Source organism: Kitasatospora sp. NE20-6 (assembly GCF_045862635.1).
Genome location: NZ_BPRL01000031.1, coordinates 1 through 26,971, shown reverse-complemented (window position 1 = coordinate 26,971; position 26,971 = coordinate 1). Strand labels below are relative to the sequence as shown.

27 protein-coding genes and 1 pseudogene are annotated in these 26,971 nt (G+C 76.9%); 10 read left to right on the top strand and 18 right to left on the bottom strand.

Annotated elements, in window-relative coordinates; all coding sequences use genetic code 11:
- Positions 1-64: 64 nt before the first annotated feature.
- From SNE206_RS21835 to SNE206_RS21815, 5 genes are all read right to left on the bottom strand, one after another.
- The gene (locus tag SNE206_RS21835) at positions 65-1,177 is read right to left on the bottom strand and encodes a hypothetical protein (protein WP_407915152.1); all 1,113 of its coding nucleotides are present in this window, start codon (positions 1,175-1,177) and stop codon (positions 65-67) included.
- Positions 1,178-1,193: 16 nt separating this feature from the next.
- Positions 1,194-2,858: a protein kinase domain-containing protein gene (locus SNE206_RS21830; protein ID WP_407915151.1), complete on the bottom strand. Its 1,665-nt coding sequence runs from the start codon at positions 2,856-2,858 to the stop codon at positions 1,194-1,196.
- A 179-nt stretch (positions 2,859-3,037) separates the two neighbouring features.
- Positions 3,038-3,340: a dsRBD fold-containing protein gene (locus tag SNE206_RS21825; RefSeq protein ID WP_407915150.1), complete on the bottom strand. Its 303-nt coding sequence runs from the start codon at positions 3,338-3,340 to the stop codon at positions 3,038-3,040.
- Entirely contained in the window at positions 3,337-3,507 is a 171-nt protein-coding gene (locus SNE206_RS21820; protein ID WP_407915149.1) for a hypothetical protein, read from the bottom strand. Before SNE206_RS21820 ends, SNE206_RS21825 begins: the two co-directional genes overlap by 4 nt.
- A 154-nt stretch (positions 3,508-3,661) precedes the next feature.
- Positions 3,662-4,165 carry a phosphohydrolase gene (locus SNE206_RS21815; RefSeq protein WP_407915148.1) on the bottom strand — a complete coding sequence of 168 codons (504 nt, stop codon included), beginning with the start codon at positions 4,163-4,165 and terminating at the stop codon, positions 3,662-3,664.
- An 80-nt stretch (positions 4,166-4,245) separates the two neighbouring features.
- On the opposite strand from SNE206_RS21815, the gene SNE206_RS21810 reads away from it, so the two are divergent.
- On the top strand, positions 4,246-4,881 hold the full coding sequence (locus tag SNE206_RS21810) for a uridine kinase (RefSeq protein ID WP_407915147.1): 636 nt from the start codon (positions 4,246-4,248) through the stop codon (positions 4,879-4,881).
- Positions 4,882-4,903: 22 nt separating this feature from the next.
- Here SNE206_RS21810 and SNE206_RS21805 read toward each other — a convergent pair whose 3' ends face one another.
- Both SNE206_RS21805 and SNE206_RS21800 read right to left on the bottom strand, forming a co-directional pair.
- Positions 4,904-5,707, bottom strand: coding sequence for a DNA-formamidopyrimidine glycosylase family protein (locus SNE206_RS21805; RefSeq protein ID WP_407915146.1), 804 nt, complete (start codon positions 5,705-5,707; stop codon positions 4,904-4,906).
- 75 nt (positions 5,708-5,782) lie between these two features.
- Positions 5,783-7,267, bottom strand: a complete 1,485-nt coding sequence (locus SNE206_RS21800) for a bifunctional phosphatase PAP2/diacylglycerol kinase family protein (protein ID WP_407915145.1) — start codon at positions 7,265-7,267, stop codon at positions 5,783-5,785.
- Between the two features lie 132 nt (positions 7,268-7,399).
- Here SNE206_RS21800 and SNE206_RS21795 point away from each other — a divergent pair, with 132 nt between their 5' ends.
- Complete coding sequence (locus tag SNE206_RS21795) at positions 7,400-8,461, top strand: NAD-dependent epimerase/dehydratase family protein (protein WP_407915144.1); 1,062 nt, start codon at positions 7,400-7,402, stop codon at positions 8,459-8,461.
- Between the two features lie 129 nt (positions 8,462-8,590).
- Here SNE206_RS21795 and SNE206_RS21790 read toward each other — a convergent pair whose 3' ends face one another.
- The 3 genes from SNE206_RS21790 to SNE206_RS21780 all read right to left on the bottom strand — a co-directional run bounded on the left by SNE206_RS21790 (position 8,591) and on the right by SNE206_RS21780 (position 11,898).
- Positions 8,591-9,760, bottom strand: a complete 1,170-nt coding sequence (locus SNE206_RS21790; RefSeq protein ID WP_407915143.1) for a lytic polysaccharide monooxygenase — start codon at positions 9,758-9,760, stop codon at positions 8,591-8,593.
- Between the two features lie 270 nt (positions 9,761-10,030).
- Positions 10,031-11,185: a sensor histidine kinase gene (locus SNE206_RS21785; RefSeq protein ID WP_407915142.1), complete on the bottom strand. Its 1,155-nt coding sequence runs from the start codon at positions 11,183-11,185 to the stop codon at positions 10,031-10,033.
- Between the two features lie 5 nt (positions 11,186-11,190).
- Positions 11,191-11,898: a response regulator transcription factor gene (locus SNE206_RS21780; RefSeq protein WP_407915141.1), complete on the bottom strand. Its 708-nt coding sequence runs from the start codon at positions 11,896-11,898 to the stop codon at positions 11,191-11,193.
- 227 nt (positions 11,899-12,125) lie between these two features.
- Between SNE206_RS21780 and SNE206_RS21775 the strand changes: the two are divergent.
- From SNE206_RS21775 to SNE206_RS21765, 3 genes and pseudogenes are all read left to right on the top strand, one after another.
- A pseudogene (locus SNE206_RS21775) lies at positions 12,126-12,713 on the top strand (glycosyltransferase family 2 protein); the annotation flags it as partial.
- On the top strand, positions 12,687-13,367 hold the full coding sequence (locus tag SNE206_RS21770; RefSeq protein ID WP_407915163.1) for a DUF2064 domain-containing protein: 681 nt from the start codon (positions 12,687-12,689) through the stop codon (positions 13,365-13,367). The pseudogene SNE206_RS21775 and the gene SNE206_RS21770, both read left to right, overlap by 27 nt.
- On the top strand, positions 13,364-14,017 hold the full coding sequence (locus SNE206_RS21765; protein WP_407915140.1) for a class I SAM-dependent methyltransferase: 654 nt from the start codon (positions 13,364-13,366) through the stop codon (positions 14,015-14,017). The genes SNE206_RS21770 and SNE206_RS21765 overlap by 4 nt, the downstream gene beginning before the upstream one ends.
- Positions 14,018-14,044: 27 nt before the next feature.
- Here SNE206_RS21765 and SNE206_RS21760 read toward each other — a convergent pair whose 3' ends face one another.
- Both SNE206_RS21760 and SNE206_RS21755 read right to left on the bottom strand, forming a co-directional pair.
- On the bottom strand, positions 14,045-15,022 hold the full coding sequence (locus SNE206_RS21760) for an ADP-ribosylglycohydrolase family protein (RefSeq protein ID WP_407915139.1): 978 nt from the start codon (positions 15,020-15,022) through the stop codon (positions 14,045-14,047).
- Positions 15,023-15,065: 43 nt separating this feature from the next.
- Positions 15,066-15,782, bottom strand: coding sequence for an SMI1/KNR4 family protein (locus tag SNE206_RS21755; RefSeq protein ID WP_407915138.1), 717 nt, complete (start codon positions 15,780-15,782; stop codon positions 15,066-15,068).
- Between the two features lie 538 nt (positions 15,783-16,320).
- Between SNE206_RS21755 and SNE206_RS21750 the strand changes: the two genes are divergently transcribed.
- Positions 16,321-17,265: a GNAT family N-acetyltransferase gene (locus SNE206_RS21750; protein WP_407915137.1), complete on the top strand. Its 945-nt coding sequence runs from the start codon at positions 16,321-16,323 to the stop codon at positions 17,263-17,265.
- A gap of 35 nt (positions 17,266-17,300) precedes the next feature.
- Here SNE206_RS21750 and ligD read toward each other — a convergent pair whose 3' ends face one another.
- Both ligD and SNE206_RS21740 read right to left on the bottom strand, forming a co-directional pair.
- Positions 17,301-18,200 carry a non-homologous end-joining DNA ligase gene (gene ligD, locus SNE206_RS21745; RefSeq protein ID WP_407915136.1) on the bottom strand — a complete coding sequence of 300 codons (900 nt, stop codon included), beginning with the start codon at positions 18,198-18,200 and terminating at the stop codon, positions 17,301-17,303.
- Positions 18,201-18,242: 42 nt separating this feature from the next.
- Positions 18,243-19,634 (bottom strand): hypothetical protein, encoded by a 1,392-nt coding sequence (locus SNE206_RS21740; protein ID WP_407915135.1) that lies wholly within the window; start codon positions 19,632-19,634, stop codon positions 18,243-18,245.
- A gap of 267 nt (positions 19,635-19,901) precedes the next feature.
- Here SNE206_RS21740 and SNE206_RS21735 point away from each other — a divergent pair, with 267 nt between their 5' ends.
- Both SNE206_RS21735 and SNE206_RS21730 read left to right on the top strand, forming a co-directional pair.
- Positions 19,902-20,996 carry a molybdopterin-dependent oxidoreductase gene (locus SNE206_RS21735; RefSeq protein ID WP_407915162.1) on the top strand — a complete coding sequence of 365 codons (1,095 nt, stop codon included), beginning with the start codon at positions 19,902-19,904 and terminating at the stop codon, positions 20,994-20,996.
- Positions 20,996-21,409 (top strand): hypothetical protein, encoded by a 414-nt coding sequence (locus SNE206_RS21730; RefSeq protein ID WP_407915134.1) that lies wholly within the window; start codon positions 20,996-20,998, stop codon positions 21,407-21,409. Before SNE206_RS21735 ends, SNE206_RS21730 begins: the two co-directional genes overlap by 1 nt.
- A gap of 84 nt (positions 21,410-21,493) precedes the next feature.
- Here SNE206_RS21730 and SNE206_RS21725 read toward each other — a convergent pair whose 3' ends face one another.
- The 4 genes from SNE206_RS21725 to SNE206_RS21710 form a co-directional block, all read right to left on the bottom strand.
- On the bottom strand, positions 21,494-21,910 hold the full coding sequence (locus tag SNE206_RS21725; protein WP_407915133.1) for an SHOCT domain-containing protein: 417 nt from the start codon (positions 21,908-21,910) through the stop codon (positions 21,494-21,496).
- Between the two features lie 488 nt (positions 21,911-22,398).
- Positions 22,399-23,328 carry a carbohydrate-binding protein gene (locus SNE206_RS21720; protein ID WP_407915132.1) on the bottom strand — a complete coding sequence of 310 codons (930 nt, stop codon included), beginning with the start codon at positions 23,326-23,328 and terminating at the stop codon, positions 22,399-22,401.
- 96 nt (positions 23,329-23,424) lie between these two features.
- On the bottom strand, positions 23,425-24,333 hold the full coding sequence (locus SNE206_RS21715) for a helix-turn-helix domain-containing protein (protein ID WP_407915131.1): 909 nt from the start codon (positions 24,331-24,333) through the stop codon (positions 23,425-23,427).
- A gap of 165 nt (positions 24,334-24,498) precedes the next feature.
- Positions 24,499-25,083, bottom strand: a complete 585-nt coding sequence (locus SNE206_RS21710; protein ID WP_407915130.1) for a helix-turn-helix domain-containing protein — start codon at positions 25,081-25,083, stop codon at positions 24,499-24,501.
- 104 nt (positions 25,084-25,187) lie between these two features.
- Here SNE206_RS21710 and SNE206_RS21705 point away from each other — a divergent pair, with 104 nt between their 5' ends.
- Together SNE206_RS21705 and SNE206_RS21700 are read left to right on the top strand one after the other, a co-directional pair.
- Positions 25,188-26,714 carry an MFS transporter gene (locus SNE206_RS21705; RefSeq protein WP_407915129.1) on the top strand — a complete coding sequence of 509 codons (1,527 nt, stop codon included), beginning with the start codon at positions 25,188-25,190 and terminating at the stop codon, positions 26,712-26,714.
- Positions 26,711-26,866: a DUF6131 family protein gene (locus SNE206_RS21700; protein ID WP_407915128.1), complete on the top strand. Its 156-nt coding sequence runs from the start codon at positions 26,711-26,713 to the stop codon at positions 26,864-26,866. Before SNE206_RS21705 ends, SNE206_RS21700 begins: the two co-directional genes overlap by 4 nt.
- Positions 26,867-26,971 lie beyond the last annotated feature (105 nt).

Genomic DNA, 26,971 nt, shown 5'->3' with positions numbered 1-26,971 from the left:
CGGCCGGACGCCCAACAGGGTGTCCCCGGAGGTCTGCTGACAGCTGTTCAGCCGGGTGCTGCCGTCAGCGGCAGGTGTAGGGGAAGGCGACCGAGGCGGACCCGCTGCCCGGCCCGACGATCTCCAGCGTCGCCGTGGCCTGCATGGTGCCCTTGCCCTGGAACGTCCAGCGCAGCACCACGTCCGTGCTGCGCCGGCCGTTCGGCACCGGCTGGGTGAGCACACCCGAGTCGGTGCCGTCACTGCGCCGCCAGCGGTAGCGGACGGTGCCCGCACCCCCCTCGGTCCGCACGGTCCCGGTGATCACGGCCGTGCCGTCGCACCCCGGACCCTGCGCCGCGTCCGTACGGACCGACACCCCGGTGACCGCCACCGGACGGCCGTAGCGGTCCCAGGCCAGCCACGCCAGCACGGCGAGCAGCAGGAGCAGCGGCAGGACCAGCCACCGCCGGCGGCGCTTGCGCGGGGCGGGCTCCGGCGGCTCCGCCGCCGTGCCGTGCCAGACCGCGGCCGCCTGCGGCGGCACACCGGGGCCGAACCGCTGCAACCCGTCCTGCGGGCCGGGAGCGGGCTGCGGCTGGGGCTGCGGCTGCGGGACGTACGGCTGGGGCTGCCGGTACGGCTGCGGCTGAGCGTAAGGCTGGGGCTGGGGCTGCGGCTGGGCGTAAGGCTGCGGGTACGGCGCCGGGGCGGGCACCTGGGTGCCGAGCGGCGGGGTGGGCCACACCTGCGGGTCGAGGAACGTCGCGCTCTCGAAACCCTCCTCCTGCGGCGGCCGGGGCTGCGGAGCGGGCGGCTGCGGGGCGGGCGCGGGGGCGGGCCGCCCCTTCACCGGGCCCAGCCGGACGGTGCCCTCGACGTCCGGCGCGGGCTTCGCGAGCGGCAGGCGGACGGTGCCGTCCGGGTCGGCGGGCGGCACGCTCAACTGCACGGTGGCGTCCGGATGCGGGACCGGCGGGCCCAGCCGGACGGTGCCCTCGACGTCCGGTCCGGGCTTCGCCTGCGGCAGCCGTACCGTCCCGTCGTCCGGCGCCACGGCGGGCGGGCCCAGCCGGACGGTCTCCTCCGGATGCGGGGCCGCCGGGCCCAGCCGGACGGTGCCGTCGTCGTCCGGCGGCGTCGCGGGCGGGCCCAGGTGGATCGTGCGGTCGTCGTCGGGCTGCTGCGGTGTGGTCATGTGATCAGTTCCAGGCTCAGCCGATGACAGGGGGGCAGTTCACGATGTTGTTCTGGCCTTTGCTCGCCGCCGGATCAGTACCCGCGCTGACGGCCCAGAACCTGATCCGGCTCGTCGGTGCGGGGACCGACCGGGTTCCGGTCGCCTGACCCTTCGCCAACGGCACCGAGGTGGTGGCCGCGGGTGCACCGGCGGCGTTGTACCAGGTGACGGTCAACGTACCGGCACCCGCGTCGTCCGATCGGATGGTCACGTTCGCCGACGATGCGCCGTTGACCCCGCAGACCGGCGAGACGGCGACCAAGGAGACGTGCAGCACCGGAGCCGGCGGGGCGCTCGTCGTCACGGACGGGCTCGGCGACGGGGCGGAGGTCGTCTTCGACGGGCTGGGGCTCGGCTTCTTCGTCGGCGAGCTGCTCGGCGACGCGCTCGGCGAGGCCGACGGGCTCGCGCTCGCGGACGGCGAGGCGGACGCCGAGGCCGGGGCCGACGGCGAGCCCGGGGCGGACGGGCTCGGCGAGCCCCCGTCCGGCGCGCCGGACCCGAAGGTGGTGGTCGCCTCCGGCGAGGCGAGGGCGGTGGTGCCGGTGGCGTCGGACGCCCCGGCCGCGGCGACACCGGCGAGGGCGCCGCCGACCAGGACGAGGCCGGCCGCGGCGCTGAGCAGCTTGGCGCGCGGGCCGAAACGCCGCACGGCGACGGGGACGGCCGGCGGGGACGGCAGGGCCGGCATCGTCGTGGTGGCGAGCGAGGTGTTGCCGACCGCGTGGCCGTGCGGGTACGGCAGCAGCAGCGGGAGCAGCGCGACGAGCCCGGCGAGCTGTCCGCGGCCGCGCTCCTCCCACTCCCGGCCGTACGCGCCGACGGCGATCGACTCCAGCTCGGTCACGAGGGCGGCGGCTCCGGCCGGGCGCTCGTGCGGGGCCTTGGCGAGGCCCGCGCGGATCAGCGGGCGCAGGGCCTCGGGGGCGTGCTCGTCGGGGATGTCCGCCTCGTTGTGCTGGACGGCGAGCTCCATGAGCGTGGTGCCGGCGTACGGCTTCGCCCCGGTGAGGCACTCGTAGAAGGTGGCGGTGGCGGCGTAGACGTCGCCGGCCGGGGTGGCGGGTTCGCCCGCCCACTGCTCGGGCGCCATGTAGGCGGGGGTGCCCGCGATGTCGCCCTTCGCGCCGCTGGGCAGGGCGATGCCGAAGTCGACGAGCTTGGAGACGCCCCCGGTGGTGACGAGGACGTTGCCGGGCTTGTAGTCGCGGTGCACGACGCCCGACCGGTGAGCGTCGGCGAGGCCGAGCAGCGAGCCCTTGAGCACCGTGAGGGCGGCCTCCGGCGCGGTGGCGCCCTCCGCGCGGAGCAGGTCGCGCAGCGAGATGCCGTCGACGAGCTCCATGACGATGGCGGCGCCGCGCGGCCCCTCGACGTATTCGTACAGACGGGTGACGTGCGGCGAGGAGAGGGCGGCGAGGAGCTCGGCCTCGGTACGGAAATCGGCGTGGTCGGCATGCTCGCCGGTGAGGTACTTGACCGCCACGGGCGTGCCGGTGGCGTCGTGGCGGGCCAGGACGACGCGTCCGGCCGCTCCTGCGCCGAGCTCCCGCTCGTGGGTGTAGCCGGGCAGCTCCCAGCGTGCGTCCTGCGGCGCCGCCGGAGGCTGCTGGCCGCTCGTGCCTCTGTTGTCTTCCACCGTTCCCGCCACCCTGGTGTCCGTGCACCGTACGGTCGTACGGCCACCGGGAGTGACGCACCCGCGGGCCGGAGGGTTCCGGCGCGCGGGCGGTGGAAGGTCACGATTCGGCTGTTTCGCACACTACGTGTCGCGGCCCGTCCCCGGGGGCCGGGCGTTGCGGGACCGGTCGTGCACGGTCACTCCGTGTCGCGACGGCGGGCGGACTCGGCGGCCTCGGCCGCCACCGACCCGGCGTGCACGAGGCGGTGGCCGAGGTCGAGCAGGGCGCGGCCGACGGCGAGCTCGTCGCCGATCGCCGGTTCGACCGGGTCGTGGGCGCTGCGGCGCGCCTCGGCGTCGGCCGCGAGGGGGGTGCCGCCGAGCGCGGTGCCCGGCTCCAGGACGGCGTGCGCGCGGGTGAGGTCGCCGTCCTCGGTGACCAGCAGCCTCACCTGCCACTCGCTGGTGTGCGGGCCGCCTCCGGCGAGCGGGCCGCTCACCGGTGGAGGTCCTGCACGGTGTCGTCGAGGCGGTCGCCCTCCGCCGCGGACTCGTCCTGGGCGTGGGCGGTCTGGTAGGAGGTGATGCCTTCCTCGGGGTCGCGCGAGCGCACGTTCTCGTCCTCGCGTTCGCTCTTGTCGTTCAGCCGCTCGTACATGTCCGACATGACCGGCTCCCTGTGTTCGGGCGGTCGGCGGGCGCCCGGGCCGGGTTCGGCGGGTGGGGCCGTCGCCGGTGCGGGCGCGGCCGGCACGGCCGCGTTCCTGCCTCCAGCGTGCTCCTGCCCCGGCGCTGCTGCCACACACCCGGCCGGTGTCCGGTCAGGGGGTCTCGTCGAGCAGCGCGGGGTTGACGATCGACACGATCGCCCGGACGTCGGCCGCACCGGCGGCCGGCCACAGGACCTGCCGGGCGGCGCGGTACTTCCCGGCGAGCCGGGCCCGGTCGTCCGCGGCGAGCAGGGCGCTGCGGGAGGCGAGCGAGTTGTGCGCGTTGTCGGCGATCTTGACGAGGACGGCGGCGTGGTCGGCGGCGACCTCCCGCACCATCACGTCGTACGGGGTGTCCTCGTCCCGGGTGAGCCGCCGGACGGTGGCGACCACCGCGGACGGCACGCCCGCGCGCAGCAGGTCGTCGGCGGTCAGGTCGGTGTCCTCCAGCACGTCGTGCAGCAGCCCGGCCATCTGCAGGCCGGTGCCGAACGGCGCCATGCCGGCGGCCACCGCGCGGACGTGCGCGACGTACGGCGCACCGGTCCTGTCGACCTGCCCGGCGTGCGCCGCGGCGGCCAGGGCGTCGACGTCGGCAAGGGTCAGCTCGGGCACGGCGGGGTCCTCCTCGGTCTCCGGCGACCCGTCCGTCGGGGCGCCCTACAGTGGTGTCGGCCTCAGGGAAGGAGCGCAGCGTGCGGGTCACCCCGATCTCCGCGGAACGGCTGGCCGGGCTGGCCGCCGACCGGGTCGCGGACGCGTTCGGCGCGGGCGCCCCCTGGGTCCGGGTCGCCGTGGACGGCGCCGCGGCGGCCCGCCCGCACGTGCTCGCGGACGCACTGGTGGGCCCGCTCCGGCTGCGCGGCCACCCGGTGGTCCGGGTCTCCGCGGCCGACTTCCTGCGGCCCGCCTCGCTGCGCCTGGAGTACGGCCGGCACGACGCCGACGCCTTCCACGACCTGTGGCTCGACGACGGCGCGCTGCTGCGCGAGGTGCTGGCGCCGCTCGACCCGGGCGGGAGCGGCAGGGTGCTGCCCTCGCTGTGGGACGCGGCCGCCGACCGGGCCACCCGGGCACCGTACACCGAGCTCGCACCGGGCGGGGTGCTGCTGCTGGACGGCCCGCTGCTGCTCGGCCGGTGGCTGCCCTTCGAACTGACGGTGCACCTGGCGATGGGCGGGCCGGCCCTGGCCCGGCACACGGCGGAGGCGGACCGCTGGACGCTGCCCGCGTTCGCCCGGTACGAGGAGGAGACCCGGCCGCGCGAACTCGCCGACCTGACGGTGAAGGTGGACGACCCGCGGCATCCGGCGCTGGTCGAGAGCGTCTGACCGGCCGCCGGGTGCCGGGCCGTCAGGCCGCCGGCGGCCGGTCCGGGGCCGGTCCCCGCTGGCAGTGCGGGCACCAGAACGCCGGCCGGTCCCGGGCGTACGGCGCGGTGCGTACCGTCGTGCCGCAGCGCGGGCACGGACGGCGGGCCCGCCCGTAGACCCAGGTGCGGCGGCCGGGGGCGTCCTCGCGGGTGGTGAGGCGCTCGGTGCGGAGCTTGTTGAGGTCCAGCAGGTGGTGCGCCTTGGCGACGACCCGGTCGAGCGCCGTGACCTCCCCGACCGGGGTCCAGGGGGTGGTCCCGGCCATGAAGCAGAGCTCGTTGGCGTACACGTTGCCGATCCCGGCGAGGTTGCGCTGGTCGAGCAGCGCCTCCCCGACCGGGCGGGCCGGGTCGGCGGTGAGCCTGCGCAGTGCCTCGGCGGCGTCCCAGTCGGGGCCGAGGAGGTCCGGGCCGAGGTGGCCGACCGCCCGGGCCTCGTCGGCGGTGGGCAGGAGTTCGACGACCGGCAGCCGGAACCCGACCGCGGTGTGCCCGGCCGTGGCGAGCACGGCCCGGATCTCGTACGCGGGCCCGCCGCTCCACCGCTCGCCCGGCCTGAACACCGACCAGCGGCCGTCCATCCGCAGGTGGGTGTGGAGGGTGAGGCCGCCGTCGAAGCGGGTGAGCAGGTGCTTGCCGCGCGGCACGACGTCGAGCACCAGGCGGCCCGTCAGATCGGCGGTGGCGTGCGCCGGCACCCGCAGGTCGGCCGCGGTCAGCCGGTGGCCGGCCAGGGCCTCGCGGAGCTCCGCGGCCGTGCGGTGGACGGTGTCGCCTTCGGGCACTCCCCCATCATGCCCGCCCGGCGGCCCGGGCGGGCCGCCGCCTCGCAGCGCGGGCGGGGTGCCGCCGCCGGCCGGTCATGCGCCGCCTGCGCCGCCCGGGTGCGGCCGGTAGACGGTGAGCCCGCCCGGCCGCTTGCCGAGCAGCAGGCGGTCGGGCGCGTCGACGACCTCGCCGTCGACCGCCGCGTGCGGGACGCCGCGCAGGTCGGAGACGTCGAGGGCGCGCAGCCGGGCCTCCTTGTAGACCGGGGAGCGGCCGAGGGTGCCGGTGAGGAAGGCCGCCACCAGCCGGGTGCGGGCGAAGGGGTGGCTGCCGTCGACGATCCGCACGTCGAGGATGCCGTCGTCGAGCCGGGCGCGCCGGGTCGGTGCGAAGCCCGGCGGGTCGTACGCGCCGCTGCCGGCGAAGAGCAGCCACAGGCTGCGCGGCACCCCGGAGACCGAGACCCGGACGGGCTCCGCCCGGGAGAGCACCTCCACCAGGGCGACGCCCAGGGCCGGCCACTTGCCGATCCGCTTCTCGTGCCGTTCGCGGATCCGCACGAGGTCCGGGTAGACACCGATGCTGAAGGTGTTGAGGAAGTGCAGGTCGGTGCCGTCGGAGCCCTGTGCGCGGCCGACGTCGACGGAGACGGCGCTGCCGTCCTCGACGGCGTTCGCGGTGTCGGCGAGGCTCGCCGCGCCCAGGTCGAGGGCGAAGTGGTTGAGCGTGCCGCCGGGGAAGACCGCGAGCGGCAGCCCGGCCCGCCGGGCGGCGTCCGCGGCGAGGTTGACGGAGCCGTCGCCGCCGCAGACACCGAGCGCGCCGCCGTCCGCCGCGGCCCGGCGGGCGGCCTCCTCGACGAGGGCGGGCAGGTCGTCGCCCGGCCCGCGCAGCACGAGGTCGGCCTCCGGCAGCAGGCGGCGCAGCTCGGTGACGGCCGCGTCGGGACCGTCCGGGCCGGAGTCCGCGTTGACGACGACGACGAGCCCCGCGCCGCGCGGCAGTGCGGGCGCGTGCACCTTCGGCGGGGCCGCCTGCGCGGGCGCCTCCGCCGCGCGGGGCCACCAGCGGGTGGTGAGCAGGGCCGCACCGGCACCGAACGCCGCCCCCGCGAGGACGTCGCCCGGGTAGTGCACGCCGACGTACACGCGGGAGGCCATCACGCCCAGCGCGACCGGGGCCACGCACAGCGCGAGCGCCGGCGACTCCAGGGCCACGCCGACGGTGAACGCCGCCGCCGACGCCGAGTGGCCGGACGGGAAGGAGCTGGTCAGCGGCTGCACCCGCAGGCGGCGGGCCAGCGGCACGGCGTCGAGCAGCGGCCGCGGGCGGCGCGTGGCGGACTTCGCGGGGAGGTTCGCCACCAGCGACGCCAGCGCGAGCGACCCGACCCCGCGCAGCGCCGCCCGGCGGGCCGTCCGGCTGCCGGAGGCCGCGAGCACGGCCGCCGTACCGAGCCACAGCACGCCGTGGTTCGCCGCGGTGCTCAGCCGCGGCAGCACCGGGTGCGCACCGCGCAGCCGGCTCTCGGCGACCCGGGCGAACAGACGGCGGTCGAGCGTGTGCAGTGCTCTCATGCCGCCCAGCCTAGTGCGGCACCCCGCGCGGACCCCTGCACGGCCCCGCACCCGGACCCCGGGTCTTACGGGACGCTGACGGCGCGCCACACCGCGGCCCGGAGGGCCCGCGGGCGGACTAGCGTCGGCGGCATGGAGCTTCTTCTCACCGGGGGTGCCGGGTTCATCGGGTCGGCCGTGGCGCGCCGGCTGGCGTCGGCGGGCCACCGGGTGCGGGTGCTGGACGCGCTGCTGCCCGCCGTGCACCCGGACGGGTGCCCGCCGGAACTGCCGGACGGCGTGGAGTTCGTCCGCGCCGACGTCCGGGACCGCGACGCCGTGGAGCGGGCGCTGCACGGCGTCGACGCGGTCTGCCACCAGGCCGCGATGGTGGGCCTGGGGCTCGATCTCGACGACGCGCCCGCCTACGTGGGGTGCAACGACCTGGGCACCGCCGTCCTGCTCGCCGCGATGGCGCGCGCCGGGCTCCGCGACCTGGTGCTCGCCGGGTCGATGGTCGTCTACGGCGAGGGCCGGTACGCCTGCGCGGTGCACGGCGAGGTGGCCCCCGGGCCGCGGCAGGTCGCCGACCTCGACGCCGGGCGCTTCGACCCGCCCTGCCCGCGCTGCGGCGCCCCCCTGACGGCGGCTCCGGTCGGCGAGGACGCCCGGCCCGACCCGCGCAACGTGTACGCGGCGAGCAAGCTCGCCCAGGAGCACCTCGCCGCCGCCTGGGCCCGCGCCTGCGGCGGGCGGGTGCTGACGCTGCGCTACCACAACGTGTACGGGCCCGGCATGCCGCGCGACACGCCGTACGCGGGGGTCGCCTCGGTCTTCCGCTCGGCACTGGCCCGCGGCGAGGCGCCGCAGGTGTACGAGGACGGCGGCCAGCGGCGGGACTTCGTGCACGTCACCGATGTCGCCGAGGCCAACGCGGCGGCCCTCGACGCCGTCGGGTCGGCCGCGCCGGGCAGCGCCCGGGTCTACAACGTCGGCAGCGGCGAGGTGCGGACGGTCGGCGCGATGGCGCACGCCCTGGCCGACGCGTACGGCGGCCCCGCCCCGGTGGTGACGGGCGCGTACCGGCTGGGGGACGTCCGGCACGTCACGGCGGACTCCGGGCGGCTGCGCGCCGAGCTCGGGGTCCGGGCCCGGGTCGGGTTCGCCGCGGGCATGCGGGAGTTCGCGGCGGCCCCGCTGCGCGGCGGCGGCTGACCGGCGGCAGCCGACCGGCGCACCCTGCCGACCGCACCCTGCGGGCCGCGTGGTGCGGGCGGTACGGCGACCGGCCCGCCGCCCGTGGGGGGACGGCGGGCCGGCCGGGTCATCCGGGCAGGGCCCGGGTCACATGACCATGCAGCTGTACGTCACCGACGCGCTCGGCGCCCCGCCGTTCACGAGGAAGCCGAAGGTGGTGGTGCCACCGGCGGCGAGCGAGCCGTTCCAGGACGCGTTGTCGATCGTCGTCTCGGCCCCGGTGCCGGTGGAGACGCCGTTCCAGACCTGTGCGAGGGTCTGGCCGCTCGGCAGGGTGAAGTGCGCCATCCAGCCGAGGATCGGGTGGCTGCCGGTGTTCTTCACCGTCACCTCGCCCTGGTAGCCGCCGTTCCAGCTGCCGACCGTCCGGTAGACGGCGGAGCAGGAGGGATCGGTGGCCGGAACCGTCGGCGACGGCGAACCCGGGGCCGGGGAGCTCGGGGCGGGCGAGCTCGGGGCCGGCGAACTGGGTGCCGGGGAGCTGGGTGCCGGGGAGCTGGGTGCCGGGGAGCTCGGGGCGGGTGAGGTCGGGGTGCCCGTCCCGCCGACACCGGTGACCTCGCCGTTGCCGCCGTCGAACGTCACGTCGGAGCAGCTGTAGAAGGTCTCCGTGCTGTCCGAGCGCTGCCACACGGTGTAGATGATGTGGCGCCCGGACTTGCCGGCGGGCAGCTTGGTCGTCCAGGAGTACTTGCCCTCCACGGTGCCGACCGAGCCGGTCTTCGGCGGGTCGGTCACCGAGTAGAACGGCGAGCTCTCCAGGGCGTCCCAGGTGAACGTCTTCGAGGCGTCGAAGCCGTCCTTGGTGACGTACTGGATGAAGGTGCCGGGGTGGGCCGCCCAGGAGTTGTAGGTGAAGCCGTAGGTCGCGCCCGAGGTGAGGTGGGTGAGCGGCCAGTCGGTGCGGGGCAGGTTGAAGCCGGTGAAGTTGGTGTTGCCGCCGCTGCACAGCTCGCCGTCCGGGACGAAGCCGCGGGTGCGGCCCGCGCCGTCGGACCGGAGCACGGAGAACCAGTTGTAGAACGGCGTGGTGCCGCTGACGGCCTGGGCGGCCGCGCAGGCGGGGTTCTGCGGCTTGATCTCACCGGTGGAGGTGAGGCCGTCCTGCCAGCAGAGGAACGTGCGGCTGCCGGGCGTCATCGGAGCGCCGTGGGCAGCCGCTTTCGGGCCGGTGGTGAACACCATCACCAGCGCGGGCAGTGCCGCGAGGAGGGTGAGCAGGCTGAGCAGGTGTAAGCGGTGACGGAACCTCTTCATGGGGCGGGTGTCCCTTCGACGGGTGGGGGGGTGGTGCCGCTGGACGAAGGATGGGAGCGCTCCCATTCGGAACGTAGCGCGGCCCTGGACACCTGTAAATGGATTCGGTCACGGCGGTGACAAATATGTTGGCGGAACACCGCCAACACCGGCCCCACCGGTCACCGCCACCCGCCGCCGCACCGTCGGCCCGCCCCGCCGCTCCCCCACCGCTCCCCTCACCGCCCCCACTGCCCGCCACGGCGGCCGTACGGCCGACCCGGCGGCACGCTACGCCCGGGCGGCCGCCGTGGCGGGCAGCGCGATCTCGAAGCAGCACCCGCCGGTCACGTTGCGCACCGTCGCCCGCCCCGCGTGCGCCTCCACGATGCCCCGGACGATCGCCAGACCCAGGCCCGCCCCGGTGTCCCCGTGGTGCGGGCCCGAGCCGGCCGCCGCCCGCGGGGTCCGCGCGGCCGCACCGCGCCAGCCCGTCTCGAAGACCCGCCCCAGATCGGGCTCGGGGATGCCGCCGCAGCCGTCCGTCACGGACACCAGCACCTCGTCCGCCTCCCGTCGTGCCGCGACCGCGACGACGCCGTCCGCCGGGGTGCAGCGGATCGCGTTGACCAGCAGGTTCGCCAGCACCCGGGTGATCTCCCGGCCGTCCACCTCCACCGGCTCCGGCGCCACCCGGCCGCCCTCCAGCCGCACCCCGCGCTCACGGGCCAGCGGCGAGGCGCCCGCGATGGCGTCACCCACCAGGTCGTACACCGACACCCGGGACGGCGACAGCGACAGCGCACCGGCCTGGATGCGGGACAGCTCGAACAGGTCGTCCACCATGCCGTTCAGGCGGTCGACCTCGGTGCGCATCCGCACCAGGTAGCGGGCCGGGTCCTCCGCGACGCCGTCCTCCAGCGCCTCCGCCATCGCCCGCAGGCCCGCCAGCGGGGTCCGCAGGTCGTGCGAGATCCACGCGATCAGCTCCCGGCGGGAGTGCTCCAGCGCCTGCTCGCGCTGCCGCGACTCCGCCAGCCGCGCGCTCGTCGCCGCCAGCTCGGCACTCAGCTGGGCCAGTTCGCTGCCGAGCGGCTGCGCGGGCGCGGCGAAACCCGCCTCGCTGCCCACCGTGCGGGCCGCCGCCGCCAGCGCCCGGCTGCCCGCCACCACCTGCCGGCCCAGCAGCGCCGCGGTCACCAGCGAGACCACCGCCGCCATGCAGGTCACCGTGATCACCACGCCGAGGTCGTGGTCGGAGAGGAACATCGCCTGCGCCACGGACACCGTGCCCGCGGTCATCGCCAGCACCGTCACGGCCGCCACGCACAGCAGCGACAGCGCCACCGAGCGGCGGCGCAGCAGGCGCACCGCCGGCCAGCCCACCAGACCGGCGGCGCCGGCCCCCAGCGCGGCGAAGAGGGCGATCAGCAGCATGTCGTTCACGGCACTCAGCTCCCCGCCGGGTCGAAGCGGTAGCCGACGCCCCACACCGTGCTGATCAGGCGCGGCGCCGCCGGGTCGTCCTCGATCTTCTCCCGCAGCCGCCGCACGTGGACGGTCACCGTCGAGAGGTCGCCGAACTCCCAGCCCCACACCCGCTGCATCAGCTCCTCCCGCCCGAACGCCGCGCCCGGATTCCGCAGGAAGAACGTCAGGAGGTCGAACTCGCGCAGGGTGAGGGTGAGTTCACGCCCGCCGCGGTACGCACGGCGGGCCTGCGGGTCGAGCGTGAGGTCGCCGCGGACGACCGTCCCGGCCGCCGGCGCCGCCGCACCGGCCCGGCGCAGCACCGACTGGACGCGCAGCACGAGCTCGCGCGGGCTGAACGGCTTCGTCACGTAGTCGTCCGCACCGAGCTCCAGGCCGAGGATGCGGTCGGCCTCGTCGCCCTTCGCGGTGAGCATCACCACGGGCAGGGCGGCGCCGTGCTCGGTGGCGCGCAGACGGCGGCACACCTCCAGCCCGTCGATGCCGGGCAGCATCAGGTCGAGCACGACGAGGTCGGGCCGGCGGGCGGCCGCGGCCAGTGCCTGGTGCCCGTCGGCGGCGCGGTCGACGTCGTAACCGGCCCGCCGGAGGTAGCCGGTGACGACCTCGGCCACGGTGGGGTCGTCGTCGACCACCAGGATGCGGCCGGGCGGTGGGGTGGTGTTCACACCCCCGAGGATAGGAAACCCGCAGGCCCCGGCGGAGCCGCCGCCGCTGCTCCGTACGACTTCCGTAAGGTGCGGGCAGCACGGTCGGGCGCCCCGCCGCGGGTACGTTCGGTGACGTGACTCCTCCCTCCGCCGCCGACCCGGCCGCCGCCGGCCCGGCGGCCACCGTCGACGTGGTGCTGCCCTGTCTCGACGAGGCCGCCGCGCTGCCCTGGGTGCTGGGCCGCATGCCGGCCGGCTGGCGGGCCGTCGTCGTGGACAACGGCTCCACCGACGGCTCCGCCGGGCTCGCCCGCTCGCTGGGCGCCACGGTCGTCGTCGAGCCGCGCCGGGGCTTCGGCGCGGCCTGCCACGCCGGGCTGCTGGCCGCCACCGCCGACACGGTCTGCTTCATGGACTGCGACGCCTCGCTCGACCCCCGCCAGCTGCACCGCGTGGTCGACCCGGTGGCCGACGGCACCGCCGACCTGGTGCTCGGACGGCGCCGGCCCACCGCCCGCGGGGCCTGGCCGCTGCACGCCCGGCTCGCCAACGCCGAGCTGGCCCGCCGTCTGCGGGCCCGCACCGGTGCGCCGCTCCACGACCTCGGCCCGATGCGGGCGGCCCGCCGCGAACGGCTGCTCGCCCTCGGGCTGGGCGACCGCCGCTCCGGCTACCCGCTGGAGATGGTGCTCGCCGGGGCCGCCGCGGGCCTGCGGATCGCCGAGGTGCCGGTCGACTACCGGCCGCGCGCCGGACGGTCGAAGGTGACCGGCACCGTCCGCGGCGTCCGGCAGGCCGTCCGCGACATGCGGGCGGTGCTCGCCGCGCCGCCGCCGACCCTGCTCGTGATCGCGAAGGAGCCGGTGCCCGGCCGGGTGAAGACCCGGCTCACCCCGCCGTTCACGCCCGACCAGGCGGCCGCCCTCGCCGCCGACGCGCTCGTCGACACCCTGTGCACCCTCTCCGCCGTGCCGGCCGGCCGGCGGCTGCTGGTGCTGGACGGCTCCCCCGGGCCGTGGCTGCCGCCCGGCTGGGAGGTAGTGCCGCAGGCCGCGGGCGGGCTGGACGAGCGCCTCGCCGCCGCGTTCGCCCACGCCGGGCCGCAGGCGCCGGCCGTGCTGGTGGGCATGGACACCCCCCAGCTCACCGCCCGCACCCTCGCCGAGCCCCTCGCCGCGGCCCGGCGGCCCGGCGTCGACGCCTGGTACGGCCCGGCGGCGGACGGCGGCTTCTGGGCGCTGGGCCTGGCCCGGCCCACCCCGGAGCTGGCCCGCCGCCTGCTGGTCGGCGTGCCGATGTCGGCTCCGCACACCGGCAGCGTGCTGGAGCTGCGGCTCGCCGCCGCCGGTCTGGCCGTCGCGCGGCTGCCCGTGCTGCGCGACGTCGACACCGCCGCGGACGCCTGCGCGGTCGCCGCGCTCGCCCCGCACGGGCGGTTCGCCGCCCGCCTGCGGTCGCTCCGCGCACCGGCCGGGGCGACGGGGTGACGCTCACCCTGCCCTGGGTCGACGACCCGTTCGCCGAGGCCATGCGCACCGGCCGCGGCCCGCTCTGGCTGCGCCGCTCGGACGGCGGACGCGTCGTGCTCGACGTGGAGCGCTGGTGCGCGGCCGCCGACGGCGCCGACCACGGCCTGCTGGAGCGGTGCGTACGGGCCGGGCGGCCCGTGCTCGACATCGGCTGCGGCCCCGGCCGCCTGGTCACCGAGCTCCTGGCGCGCGGCGTGCCCGCGCTCGGGGTGGACGTGACCCGCGCGGCGGTGGCCCGTACGGCCGGGCTCGGCGGGGCGGCGCTCTGCCGGTCCGTGTTCGAGCGGGTGCCCGGCGAGGGCCGCTGGGGCACCGCCCTGCTGGCCGACGGCAACCTCGGCATCGGCGGCGACCCGGACGTCCTGCTCCGCCGCTCCGCGCAGCTCCTGGCGCCGGGCGGCACCCTGCTCGTCGAGGTCGAGCCGGCCGAGGTCGACGAACGGCTGCTCGTCCGCGTCGAGGGTCCCGGCGGCCGCTCCGGGCCGCAGTTCGCCTGGGCCCGCCTGGGGGCCGCCGCCGCCTCCGCCCGCGCGGCGGCCGCCGGACTCGCCGAGGCCGAGCGGTGGGTGTCCCACGGGCGGCGGTTCCTCGCGCTCCGGCGCCCCTGACGGGCCGTCGCCGGACGGCGGGCCGGTTCAGCCCGGTGGGCCCGGTGGGGCGTCCAGGCGGCGGGCCAGGTCGAGGAGGTCGGGCAGCCGGAGCACGCGGCCGCCGGAACCGGGCATCGGCACGTGCAGCGGCTCCGTCCAGCGGGCCGGGATCGCGTCGAGGCCGTACACGGCTCCGGCGAGGCCGCCGGTGACCGCGGCGACGGTGTCGGTGTCGCCGCCGAGGTCGACCGCGGCCCGCAGCGCCTCCTCGAAACCGGTGGTGGTGCGCAGCGCCCACACCGCGGAGCCCAGGCAGGGCCAGACGGCACCGTTGAACTCGGTGGCGTCCTCCGGGTGCCAGCCGTCGGCGAGGACGACGGCGTACCGGATGCGGTGGTCGGGGTGCACGGCCGCCAGTGCCTCGGGCAGGACGGCGAGCGGGTCGCCGCCGTCCAGGGCGACCCGGACGAGGTCGTGGAACAGCGCGGTGCCCTCCCACGCCGCACGGTCGCCGTGCGTGAGGGCGGCGATCCGGCGGGCGGCGTCCATCGTCCCCGTCCGGCCCGTACGGGCGAACGCGACGGCCGAGGTCGCGGCGCGCATCAGCGAACCGTTGCCCGCCGCACGGAGGTTGACCTGGAAGTGGACGGCGGCCGCGAGGTCCCACGGCATGCCGCCGGTGAGCACGTCCTCGGTCTGCAGGCCGATGTCCTTGGGCCCGGAGGCCGCCCAGTGCCGGAACCGGGCGAAGAGGTCCGGCAGGTCGAGCCCGCCGTGCGCCAGCAGCGAGTCGGCGACGAGCACCGCCATCTGCGTGTCGTCGGTGGCCTCGCCCGGATCCCATCCGCCGCCGCCGCACATCTCGCCGCCCGCGCCGGGGGCCGGGAAGCGCGCCGAGAAGGCGTCCGCGGGGCCGAACTCGAAGGGGGCGCCGAGGGCGTCGCCGACCGCCGAGCCGACGACGGCGCCCGCCGCCCGGGCACTGCGGCCCACGTCCCCGGCGTTCACGCCTCCGCCGTTCACGCCTCCTCCGTTCACGTCCCCGCCGTTCACGCGTCCGGCCGGTTCACGCGTTCAGCCAGTCCCCCGGGACGGCGGCCCGCAGCTCGTCCAGGGCCGGCACGGTGCGGGTGCGGACCAGCAGCACCGCGCCGTCGTCCTCGCGCAACAGGACGTCGGCGCCGGCGAACCAGCGGCTGCCACCGGTGACGGCGGACGTCGGGTAGGCGGGGAACGGCAGTTGCACGTACTGCTCCTCGACGAGGCGCAGGGCCTTCTCGTCGAGCGCGTCGAGGAAGTCGCTGCGGTCGGCCGGGGCGTGGAGCGACTCGGAGAGCACCAGCTCGACGAACGCCACCGAGAGCCGGTCGAGCCAGCCCTGCCAGGGCGCGCCGGTCGCGTCCATCCGGACGACGACGGCCGGGTCCGGCCGGTGCAGCTCGGTGAGGAGGACGCCCCAGGCCGCGGCGCCCTGGTTCTCGTGCCGGAACACCAGGGCCACGCCGAGGTCGTCGACGTGGAGGTCGGCCGGGCACAGCAGCACGTCGTGACTGGCCGTCAGGTCGCGTCGCCGGCCGAACAGTCCGTACGCCTCGCGCAGTGCCGCCGGCAGCCGGAGGCCGAGCCGCTGCTCGGCCGCCACCAGATCGGCCTCGCTCCAGCCGTCGGTGTCGGTGAGCGGCGCGACCCAGTGCCGGGCGAAGTCCTCCACGAACCACCAGGCCTCGGCACGGTCCTCAAGACCGGCCGCGACACCCTCGACGAGATCGAACCCCTGTGTCATGGCCCCGACCCTACCGGTCGGAGGGAAGTGCTCCGCAACGCCCGGGAAACCGGGCGACGCGACGTCACCCGGCATGGCATCCTGCGCACATGGACGAGGAATGGGTGAGGATCATCACCGTCGAGAACGCCGCCGGCCTGCCGCAGCCCGGGTTCGCACTCACCGTTTGACTGCGCGACCGCGGTATCGACTGGTGGCCCTTCGAGGAGAGCGACCTGCGCGGCGGCCTCGCCTGCGGCCCCGACCCGGCCCTCGGCGGACGGTGGCGCGGATGGCACACCCTCCGGATCCGGGCCGACGCCCTGCGCCGCCTCGGTCTGCACCCCGACCAGCCGGCCTCCCGGCCCGGCCGCCCGCTCGCGCCGGACTGGTGGGGGCCCTGGAACGGCCACCGCACGTGGCAGGTCACCCGGCAGGCGGTCGCCGAGGCCCGGCAGCTGTGGACGCCGTGACCCACCGGCTGTGGGCACCGTGACCCGGCGGCCGCGGACCCGGTTAATCCGGTGGCGGGCCGTCGGCCCGGATGCTTCGATGCGCCGTGCCCCTTTCACACGAGACCGACCACACCGCCCTGTTCGGCACCGCAGCCGACCGCGCCGCCGCCCTCGACCTGATCGAGCGCTTCTACGACGGCGTGCCGCGGTCCGCCGCCCGCGCCGAGGACCTCGGCCCGCTCACGCTCTTCGTCCGCGAGGACGAGGGCATGCCGTACTACGCCCGGCCCGGCCTCGGCCGCTGCGCCGCGGCGGACGCCGTGACGGCGGCGGACGTGCGGCGGGTGCGCGAACGGCAGCGCGCGCTCGGCCTCCCCGAGAGCTTCGAGTGGGTGGCGGAGACGGCCCCCGCGCTGCGGGCCGCCGCCGAGGAGGCGGGGCTCACCGTGCACGCCTACCCGCTGATGGTGCTGGCCGCCGACCCGGACGGCCCGGACGCTCCCGCCGGCCCGGACGGCCCTGACGCTCCCGCCGGCCCGGACGGCCCTGACGCTCCCGCCGGCCCGGACGTGCGGCCGGTCGGCCCGGACGATCCGGCGTTCGCGAGTGCGCTGGCCGTGCCGTACCTGGCCTTCGCCGACCCCGGCACCGGCGTCGGCACCGCGGGGCCGGCCGAACTCGCCTCCGCGGCCGCCGGGATGGCCGCCGACGGCTCGGTGGACCGGGCCGCGGCGCGGGCCCGGGCCGGGCTGACGGTCACCGCCGCGGCCCTCGCGGCGGACGGCACCGCCGAGTGCGCCGGACAGTACCAGCCGGTCGGTGCGGTCGCCGAGCTCGTCGGCATCGGCACCCTGCCGACCGCCCGCCGCCGGGGCCTCGCCCGGGCCGTGACCGCGGTGCTGGCGGCGGACGCGCGGGCGCGCGGCGCGGAGACCGTCTTCCTGACCGCGGGCGGCGACGCCCAGGCCCGGCTGTACGGACGGGTGGGGTTCCGGCGGATCGGCACCGCACTGATCGCCGGGCCCGCGGAGGAGGACGGCGCGGCCTGACACCAGGGCCCGCCGGAGGCTGCGGTGCCGGGCCGTCAGCCGCCCGGCAGGGGCAGCTCCGCCGCCTCGCCGAGCAGCGGCGCGAGCAGGTCGCCGTGCTCGGCGACGCGGGCGAGCACGTCCTCCGGCGTGAAGGCGAGCGCGGACGCCGACCGGCACTGCTCGACCTCCGCCCAGGTCAGCGGGGTGGAGACGCCGGGGACCGCGGTCGCCCGCAGGGTGTAGGGGGCGGCGGTGGTCTTGGCGCTGGTGTTCTGCGACCAGTCGACGAACACCTTGCCGGGCCGCAGGTTCCTGGTCATCCGGTGCACCACGTGGGCCGGGTGCGCGGCCGCGAGGCTCTCCGCGAGGCTGCGGGCGTAGCCGACGACGGCGGCCGCGTCGGCCGGGCGCAGCGGCACGTACAGGTGCAGGCCCTTGCTGCCGGAGGTCTTGGGGTGCGCGGACAGGCCGTCGGCGGCGAGCCGCTCGCGGATCAGGAGGGCGACCCGGCAGCAGAGGGTGATGTCGGCGCCGGGGCCCGGGTCGAGGTCGATGACGAGGCGGTCGTGGGCGTCCCGCCCGGTGTCGGCGCTCCACTGGGGCACGTGGAGTTCGAGGGCGTAGCCGTTGGCGAGGGCCATGAGGGTGGGGAGGTCGTCGACGGTGACGCGGTTCCGCGGGCCCTCGCGGCTGTCGACGACCATGGTGCGCACCCAGTCGGGCAGGCCGGGCGGCGGGTTCCTGGCGAAGAAGCCCTCCTCGCCGACGCCGGAGGGGAAGCGCAGCAGTGTCGCCGGTCGGCGCCGGACGTGCGGCAGCAGGAACGGCGCCACCTGGGCGTAGTAGTAGAGCGCCTGGCCCTTCGTCCAGCCGGTGACCGGCCAGAGCACCTTGTCGAGGTGGGAGAGGACCAGGCGGCGGCCCTCGACTTCCGTGACCTGTCGCTCCGGCATACCGTGGTGGATCCCCGGGAACGGGACGGCTCATGCCCCGGGTCACCTGGACAGGCGCCCCCGCGTCCGGCGGGCTGGACGGCCGGTGGGGCGCCGCTCCGCCCCGGACGCGGGGGGCACGACCGCCCGTCCGGGCCCGAGCAGGCGGCGGAGCAGGACGCCGGTCAGCACCACGGCCGCCGCCACGCCGTAGCAGGCCTGCTGGGTGTCGCCGCCGAGCAGGTAGACGGCCTGCCCCGCGGCGGGCACGGCGAGCCACTCCCACCGGCCGTCCAGCCCGACCAGCGCCACCACCAGCAGCGCGTACCAGGGGTAGCCCGGGGTGGCCAGCAGCAGCGCGGTGCCGGTGACCAGCAGGGCGCCGGCCCACGGCCGGGCCGGATCGCCGCGGCGCAGCACGTGCAGCACGACGGCGAGCAGCAGCACGGCCGCGCCGTACGGGGCCGCGGCCCCCGGGAGGAGCAGCCGCACCAGGCCGAACCGGGCCGGTTCGCCCTCGTAGCCCTCCTCCTGGAGGTAGCCGGGAAGGTAGCCGAGCACCCCGGTGCCGGAGGCGAGCACGTACGGCAGGTAGGCCAGCAGGAAGGCGCCGGCCGCGGCCGCCGGGAGCAGCAGGTCGCGCGGGGCCGGGCGGCGGGCCAGCACCCCGGACATCGCGCCCGGCAGGGCGAGGCCGGGCAGGAGCTTGACGGCGGCGGCTGCGCCGAGCAGCGCGCCGCCGGCCACCGGGCGGCGGCGGGCGGTGAGGAGCAGGGCCGCGGTCATCAGCAGGGCGCCCAGGGTGTCGACGTGGGCGTCGCCGACCGCCCAGAGCGCGACCCCGGGGAACCAGCCCCACAGGGCGGCGTGCACCGGTCGGCGGCGCAGGAGCAGCAGGCCCGTGGTGGCCACCGCGAGGAGGGCGCCGCCCGCCTGGGCGGCGCGGACACCGCCGCCGGCCGCGGCGAGCCCGCGGAACCAGCCCTGCGCGAGCGGCGGGTAGACGGTGTGCACGGCGGGCCTGTTGATGTGCGTGCAGGTGCCTGCGGCGGTGCGGCGTTCGTCCCAGCCGGTGCACGGGCCGCCGGGCGGGAAGAGGTCGGGCGAGGCGGCGCGGAGGCCGGCCAGGGCGGGGTCGTCCGGTGCGTAGCGGTACGGCGGGACGCCCGCGGCCTGCACCCGGCCGTCCCAGACGTAGCGGTAGGCGTCGTCGCTGGTGCGCGGCGGGGCGAGCAGGCCGGTGGCGGCGACGGCGGCCGCGCCGGCCAGCACCAGCGCCGTCCGGTGGCGCCGGGGCGCGTGCCGCAGCAGTGCGACGGCGAGGGCGAACAGCGCGAGATCGGCCGCGTACCAGCCGTACAGCGGGCGGGGGTGGCCCAGGGTGCCGCCGCCCGTCACGGTGCGGGCGAGGGCCGCGACGAGGGCGATCAGGGCGGGAACGACGGCGAGGCGCACACCGTCACCCTGCCACCGGGCCGGGCCGCCGGGCCGTCCACCGGGCCCGGCGTACGACTTCCGTAAGGCCGGGCCCGCCGCGGTCCGGCAGGCGCGGTCCGGCAGAGGCGGTCCGGCGCCCGTACGACTTCCGTAAGCAGGTCGAAGCGCCCCGCGCCGCCTTCCGGGGGGTCTGATGGGGAGGTGGACGACGACACCCCCTCCCCGCGCCGAGCGCCGTACGACCTCCCGCTGCCCACCCCGCCGCGGGCGCTCCGCCGCGGGCCGCTGCGCGAAGGCACCTTCACCTCGGAACTGCACGGACCGCGCACCGCCGTGGTCGTCGGCCGCCTGCTCGGCACGGCCCTGCTGGTGTGCTTCGCGACGGGCCTGCTCAGCCACCTCCTCCAGGAACCGCCGACCTGGCTGCGCGACCACCTCCCGAGCCGCCCGGTGCAGGGCTACCGCGTCACCCAGGGCCTCCACGTGATCAGCGGCATCGCCGCGATCCCGCTGCTCGGCGCGAAACTCTGGACGGTCTACCCGAAGCTCTTCGAGTGGCCGCCCGTCCGCAGCGTCGCGCACGCCCTCGAACGGCTCGGCATCGCCGTGCTGGTGGCCGCCATGCTGCTGGAACTCTTCACCGGCCTGCTCAACACCGTGCAGTGGTACCCGTGGCCGTTCCCGTTCCGGCAGACGCACTTCTGGCTCGGCTGGCTCGCCACCGGCGGGCTCCTCCTCCACCTCGCCGCCAAGGCGCCGCTCGTCGCCGCCCACCGGCGACGCACCGGGCCCGCCCCCGCGCAGCGCCGGGCCTTCCTCGCCGGGGTGACGGCCTCGGTCGCCGTCGTCACCCTCACCACCGCCGGCCAGACCGTGCCCTGGCTGCGCGCCCTCACCCTCTTCGCGCCCCGCCGTCCCGACATCGGCCCGCAGGGCCTGCCCGTCAACCGCACCGCCGCCCAGGCCGGCACCACCACCGCACCCGCCGACTGGACACTGCGGGTCGACGGGCCGAGGCCGTACGAGCTGACGATGAGCCGGCTCCTCGCCATGCCCCAGTACGAGGCGGACCTCCCGATCGCCTGCGTCGAGGGCTGGAGCGCCTCCGCCCGCTGGGCCGGCGTCCGCGTCCGCGACCTCCTCGACCTCGCCGGCGCCCCCGGGGACGCCCGGCTGCGCATCACCTCGCTGGAGGCCGAAGGCCCGTACCGCGTGACGGACATGCCCGCCGCCCACGCCCGCGACCCGCTCACCCTGCTCGCCCTGCGCGTCAACGGCGACGTCCTGGACCCGGACCACGGCTACCCCGCCCGCATCATCGCCCCCGACCGGCCGGGCGTCCTCCAGACCAAGTGGGTCACCCGGATGGAGATCCTCTGATGCGCACCCTGCGACTGCTGCTCGGCGCGGCCGGCCTCGCCCTCACCGGCTACGGCCTGTACGGACTCCTCACCGACGCCTACGTCACCGACCCGCTCGGCGTCCTGCGGTGGGCCGTCGGCGGCGTCCTCCTCCACGACGGTCTCTGGGTGCCGCTGCTCTGCCTGCTCGGCGCCACCCTCGCCCGCACCACTCCCGTGCGGACCGGCCTCGTCGTCGCCGCCGCCGTCACCGCCGTCGCCCTCCCCGCCGTGCTCCGCGCGGGCGACGACGGCGGCAACTCCTCGGTGCTGCCGCTGCCCTACCTCCGCAACTGGCTCCTCGCCCTCGCCGCGCTCGCCGTCGTCACCGCCGCCTGGGCGGTCCTGGCGGCCGTCCGGCACCGTCGCCGCCGCCGGACGGACCCCGTCTGAACACACCCCGCACCCCGGCGCCGGTGGCCGGGGTGCGGGGTGCGGAGGGCGGGAGCCCGCGGCTCCCGGCCCGGCGAGGTCAGGTCAGGTCAGGATCTTGGCCTTGGCCTTGACGAACTCCTCGTCCGTGATCTGGCCGGCGGTGCGGAGCTCGGTCAGCTTCGCCAGCTGGTCGGCCGTGGAGCTCTGCCCGGAGCTCGCCGCGGTCTCGCGGACGTACGCGCGGAACCGCTCGTCGCTCTTCTGCGCCGTGCGGAGTTCGCGCTCGCCCATGCCCCGGCCGCGGGCGATGAGGTAGACGAAGACGCCGAGGAACGGCAGCAGGACCAGGAACACGGCCCAGCCGGCCTTGGCCCAGCCGCTCAGGTCGTCGTCGCGGAAGAGGTCGACGATGATCCGGAAGAGCAGGACGAGCCAGAGGATCCACAGGAAGATCCAGCAGACGGTCCAGAAGATGTTCAGCAGCGGATAGTCCGCCGCGAGGTTCACCGCGAGGTTCATGGCTCTGATCTCCTGTCCCGGTGCAGCCCGGGTCGGCCCTGGCTGCGGGCTGGGTCGGCGGGTGACGGGGGCTCGCCGGGCGGCGGGCCGGACCTCGCCGGGACGCCGGGCCCGGTGGAGGTGCAGCACGGCGGACCCGGCCGGGCGCCGTACGCGCCCCGCAGCGGATCCGGGTGGTCGTCCACCGTGTCGTGCATGACCTCATGCTGCGCGCCGCACCAGGCTCGCGCATCCGACCGGCCCCGGCATCCGCACGGCGCCGCGGAGGGCTTCCGCGGACCGGCCCGGCCGGTCTCCGCGGCGCGCCGGGCCGGGTACGGCACGGGCGGACGGGTCCTCAGGAGCCGGGCGCTCCGGCCGCCGGGCCGGACCGGCGCACCCGTCGGCCCGCGCTGCTCCGTCCGGGTGTTCCCGACCGGGTGTTCCGGACCGGGCGTTCCCGACCGGGTGCGGGGCGCGGACGTGCGGAGCGGGTGGCGGCGGTGCCGTCAGACGCGCTGCCAGAGCGCGGGAACGTACGGCGGCTCCCAGCCGGTGATGGCGGTGTGACCCTGCAGGCAGCGGTAGGTGAGGCTGCTGTAGGTGACCCGGTCGCCGGTGCGGTAGGCGGTGCCGGCGGCCCAGGTGCCGCCGGGCTGCGTGGTCGGGGTGGAGGTCGGGGTGGAGGTCGCGGTCGGGGTGGGGGTGGGGGCGGTGGGGTCGGGGGTGGGGGTCTGGGCGATGTCGAGGACGACGTCGAAGGCCGCCTGTCGGCCGTTGCCGACCTGACGGACGTCCATCAGCAGCCGGGGGTCGTAGAGGGTGTCGGTGCTGTTGCGCGGCTCGCCGGGGAAGTACAGCTGGGTGGTGAGGATGGGACGCCCGGGGGCCTGCACCTTGACGTGGAGGTGCCGGGTGCGGCCCGGGTAGAGCCCGGGGACGATCGTGGTGAGCGTGAACGCGCCCTTGGCGTCGGTGAACTGGTGGCCGCGGAAGGTGAAGCCGGTGTTGTCGTAGTTGCCCGCGTCGTCGGCCTGCCAGAAGTCGAGCAGCACGCCGGTGATCGGCCGGCAGGCCCGGCCGAGGACGAAGCCGGTGAGGGTGAGCGGGGTGCCGACCGTCCCGGCGGTCACGAGCGAGGTGCGCAGCGGCGAGTTCGGCTTGAAGTACGGACCCTCGATCTGCGGGACGGTGGGGTCGTCGTCGTCCTGGCACTCAGGGGTGGCGGCGAGCGGGAGGCCGGAGGTGCCGGCGTCGCGGGCCAGGGCGATGCCGCCGCCGGTGATCAGCGGGACGGCTCCCGCCAGGGCTGCGGCCTTCAGGAGGCTCTTGCGGCTGATCGGCCGGTGACCCGCTGCTGCCGGTTCGTGGCCTTGCGGTGCCTGGGGAGGGTGGGGGGTGGGCACGGCGCACTCCTTCGCAATATGTGACACTGCCATGACATGAGCAGGGGCGGGGAGCCGGGCTCCGGGGAGCCGGGGGCCCCGGGGGGCGGGGCTTCGGGGCCGCGGCCCCGGTGGGGAACCGGTACGAAGCTACGCCCGCCCGTCGGGCGCGACGATGGACTCGATCCGGCAGTCCGGGTGCATTTCTCGGACCTCGCGGCGGAACGCGACCGGCGACAGCCCGGTCTCCCGCCGGAAGAACCGCGAGAAGTACGCCGGATCGTCGAAGCCGACCTCCGCCGCAATCTGTCTGATCGTCAGATTCGTCGCGGCGATGAGGCGTTTCGCCTCCAGCGTCTGCTGCTCCCGGATCAGCTGCCCCGGGGTGCGGCCGGCCTGCCGCCGGACCACCTCGTGCAGGTGGGCGGCCGAGACGCCCAACTCCCGTGCGTACCGGCCGATCGAGCGGTCCCCGGGGCCGGCGCGGGCGACCAGCCGGGCGAAGCCCGCGGCCAGTTCGGCCCCGCGTCCGGCCGAAGGCCCTGCCGGGGACGGGGGCTGCGGAACGGGCGACGGCGCCGACAACCGGACGGCCCAGACCACCAGGATGTGCAGTGCGGCGCGGAGCACCTCGACGTAGCCCTCGCCGCCCGAGCGGTACTCGTCGTGCATCTCTGTGGCCAGGGCGGTCATGCGGGCCGCGAGCCGCGGGCCGGGGCCCGGCTGCGGACCGGCGGCGACCACGCGCAGCGCCTCGGCGTCGTCCGGGTGTCCGAGCAGGAAGTCCTCGTTGAAGAGGATCACCCAGCCGGTCACGTCCCGGGCGTCCTGCCAGTGGTGCACCTGGCCCGGGCTGACCACCCAGAGCCGGGGCGGCTCCAGCGGGTCGGGCACGAAGTCGAGCACGTGGCGGCCCCGGCCCCCGGTGACGATCGCGATCTCGAAGAACGTGTGCCGGTGCGGGTAGGCGGCGAGCGACTCCGGCCCGATGCTCTCGAACGAGCCGATGGCGAACGGCAGGAGGTGCGGCGCGGGCACCGCCAGCCGGTGCAGTTCCACCGCCGTCCCCCGCCGGGCGGTACCGCCGCTCACGGGACGGGCGCCGGGCGCACGCCGCGGGGTTCGGTCCGGTCCATCCCGGCAGTCTGCGACCGCACCGGGCCAGTCGTCCAGACCGCGCCGCCGCCGGGTCTGCGCGCCCGGCGGCCCGGCGGCCCGGCGGTGTCAGGCGCGCGGCTTCGCGCGGACGTGCATGCGCTCCCCCTGCCGCCCGAAGAGGCTGAGCACCTCGACGGGACGCCCGTCCGCACTGCTGAACCAGTGCGGCAGCCGGGTGTCGAACTCCGCGACCTCGCCCGGCCCGAGCACCAGATCGTGCCCGGCGAGGACGAGCCGCAGCCGGCCGTCCAGCACGTACAGCCACTCGTACCCCTCGTGCGTCCGGAGGTCCGGCTCGGCACCCCGGTCCGCGATGACCAGCTTGTACGCCTGGATGGGGCCCGGACTCCGGGTCAGCGGCACGAACGTGCCCCCGCTCGCCAGCGGACGCGGCTTCAGCCGGACCCGCGGATCACCCGTCTCCGGGGCACCGACCAGGTCGTCCAGGGGCACCCGGTACGCGGCCGCGAGCGGCAGCAGCAACTCCAGGCTCGGGCGGCGCAGACCGGACTCCAGCCGGGAGAGGGTGCTCCTGGAGATGCCGGTCGCCTCGGAGAGCGCGGCCAGGGTGAGACCGCTCCGGGCGCGCAGCCGTCGGAGCCGCGGCGCGACCTCGTCGAGGACCGCCTGATGGGTCGGTGGTTCGTCCATGCGGGCATTCCACCGTGCCGTCCCGGAAACGGCAACGAATGTTGCCGGAGTCGCACACCGGGAAGCACGCTGCCCGCACGACTCCGCACCGGAGAGAGGAACCCGTGGTGAAGCCCCTCCGCACCGAACGCAACGCCGTGCCCGCCGCCCGCCCCGAGCAGGCCCCCTCCCCGGGGTGGGCGCTCGCCGCGCTCGCGCTCGCCGTGCTGCTGCCCTCGCTCGGCACCAGCATCGCCAACGTCGGCCTGCCGACGCTGGCGGAGGCCTTCGGCGCCTCCTTCCCGGAGGTCCAGTGGGTCGTGCTCGCCTACCTGCTGGCCGTCACCACCCTGGTCGTCGGGGCCGGACGGCTCGGCGACCTCACCGGCCGCCGACGGCTGCTGCTCGCCGGGATCCTGCTCTTCACCGTCGCCTCGGTGCTGTGCGGCCTCGCCCCCACCCTGCCGCTGCTGATCGCCGCCCGGGCGGTGCAGGGCCTCGGCGCGGCCGTCATGACGGCCCTCACCATGGCGTTCGTCGGCGAGGCGGTGCCGGCCGCGCGGACCGGCCGCGCGATGGGACTGCTCGGCACGGTGTCCGCGGTCGGCACCGCCCTCGGCCCGTCGCTGGGCGGCGTCCTGATCTCCGGCCCCGGCTGGCGGGCGGTCTTCCTCGTCAACGCACCGCTCGGCCTCCTGGCCCTCGTCCTCGCCCACCGCCACCTGCCCGCCGACCCGCGCCGGCCCGCGGGCCGCACACCGGGCTTCGACCACCCGGGCACCCTGCTGCTCGCCCTGACGCTCGGCGCCTACGCGCTCGCCATGACCACGGGCAGCGGCGGCGGCCCGCTCGGCGCGGCCCTGCTCCTGGCCGCCGCGGTCGGCGCGGTCCTCTTCGTCCGCACGGAGACGCGGGCCGCGTCCCCGCTCGTCCGGCCGGCGGTGCTCCGCGATCCGGTGCTGCTCAGGTGCCTCGTCCCGAGCGCGCTCGTCTCGGCGGTGATGATGGCGACACTGGTCGTCGGACCGTTCCACCTCTCCCGCGCGCTCGGGCTGGACGCGGCCCTGGTCGGCCTCGCCTCCTCGGCCGGGCCGCTGGTGGCCGCCCTGACCGGGGTGCCCGCAGGCCGGGTGGCGGACCGCTTCGGCACGCGGCGCACGACCGCCGCCGGGCTGATCGCGATGACCGCGGGATCCCTCGCGCTGACCGTGGTGCCCACCTCCTTCGGCATCACCGGGTACCTCGTCCCCCTCGCCGTCGTCACCGCCGGGTACGCGGTGTTCCAGACCGCCAACACCACGGCCGTCATGACGGGCGCGCCCGCCGACGGACGGGGTGTCGTCTCCGGCCTGCTCACGCTGTCCCGCAACCTGGGGCTCGTCACCGGCGCGTCCGCCATGGGCGCGGTGTTCGCGCTCGCCTCGGGACCGGCCGGCCTCGACACGGCGGCGCCCGGCGCCGTGGCGACCGGCACCCGGGTGACGTTCGCCGTCGCGGCCGGGCTGCTCGCCGTCGCGCTGGCCGTCGCGGCCGGACGCCCCGCACGCATCCGGCCGCGGCCCGGCGGGTCGCACCCGGCACCGCGGTTGGAAACGTCCGGACCGGGCAGACGCCGGACGACGGACCACGTCGCCGAAGGAGGCACCCCGTGATCGTCCTCGGAGTCATTCTGCTTGTCATCGGATTCCTCACCGGGATCGCGATGTTGTGGACCATCGGCGCGTTGCTGCTGGTCGTGGGGCTCATCCTGTGGGTGCTCGGATCCGTGGGACACGCGGTGGGCGGCCGCAGCCACTACTGGTGACGGCCGCACAGGACGGCGGTGGGGCGGCCCCCGCCCCCCCCGGCCCCGCCCCCCCCCCGCCCCCGCCCGCCCCCCCCCCCACACCCCCCCGGCCCGGCCCGCCCG

Bases quoted from the DNA above. Each gene is read 5' to 3' on its own strand.
- SNE206_RS21835 (WP_407915152.1), bottom strand. From the start codon at position 1,177: ATGACCACACCGCAGCAGCCCGACGACGACCGCACGATCCACCTGGGC.
- SNE206_RS21820 (WP_407915149.1), bottom strand. From the start codon at position 3,507: ATGTCGGACATGTACGAGCGGCTGAACGACAAGAGCGAACGCGAGGAC.
- SNE206_RS21800 (WP_407915145.1), bottom strand. From the start codon at position 7,267: ATGAGAGCACTGCACACGCTCGACCGCCGTCTGTTCGCCCGGGTCGCC.
- SNE206_RS21795 (WP_407915144.1), top strand. From the start codon at position 7,400: ATGGAGCTTCTTCTCACCGGGGGTGCCGGGTTCATCGGGTCGGCCGTG.
- SNE206_RS21790 (WP_407915143.1), bottom strand. From the start codon at position 9,760: ATGAAGAGGTTCCGTCACCGCTTACACCTGCTCAGCCTGCTCACCCTC.
- SNE206_RS21770 (WP_407915163.1), top strand. From the start codon at position 12,687: ATGCGGGCGGTGCTCGCCGCGCCGCCGCCGACCCTGCTCGTGATCGCG.
- SNE206_RS21755 (WP_407915138.1), bottom strand. From the start codon at position 15,782: ATGACACAGGGGTTCGATCTCGTCGAGGGTGTCGCGGCCGGTCTTGAG.
- ligD (WP_407915136.1), bottom strand. From the start codon at position 18,200: ATGCCGGAGCGACAGGTCACGGAAGTCGAGGGCCGCCGCCTGGTCCTC.
- SNE206_RS21730 (WP_407915134.1), top strand. From the start codon at position 20,996: ATGCGCACCCTGCGACTGCTGCTCGGCGCGGCCGGCCTCGCCCTCACC.
- SNE206_RS21725 (WP_407915133.1), bottom strand. From the start codon at position 21,910: ATGAACCTCGCGGTGAACCTCGCGGCGGACTATCCGCTGCTGAACATC.
- SNE206_RS21720 (WP_407915132.1), bottom strand. From the start codon at position 23,328: ATGGCAGTGTCACATATTGCGAAGGAGTGCGCCGTGCCCACCCCCCAC.
- SNE206_RS21710 (WP_407915130.1), bottom strand. From the start codon at position 25,083: ATGGACGAACCACCGACCCATCAGGCGGTCCTCGACGAGGTCGCGCCG.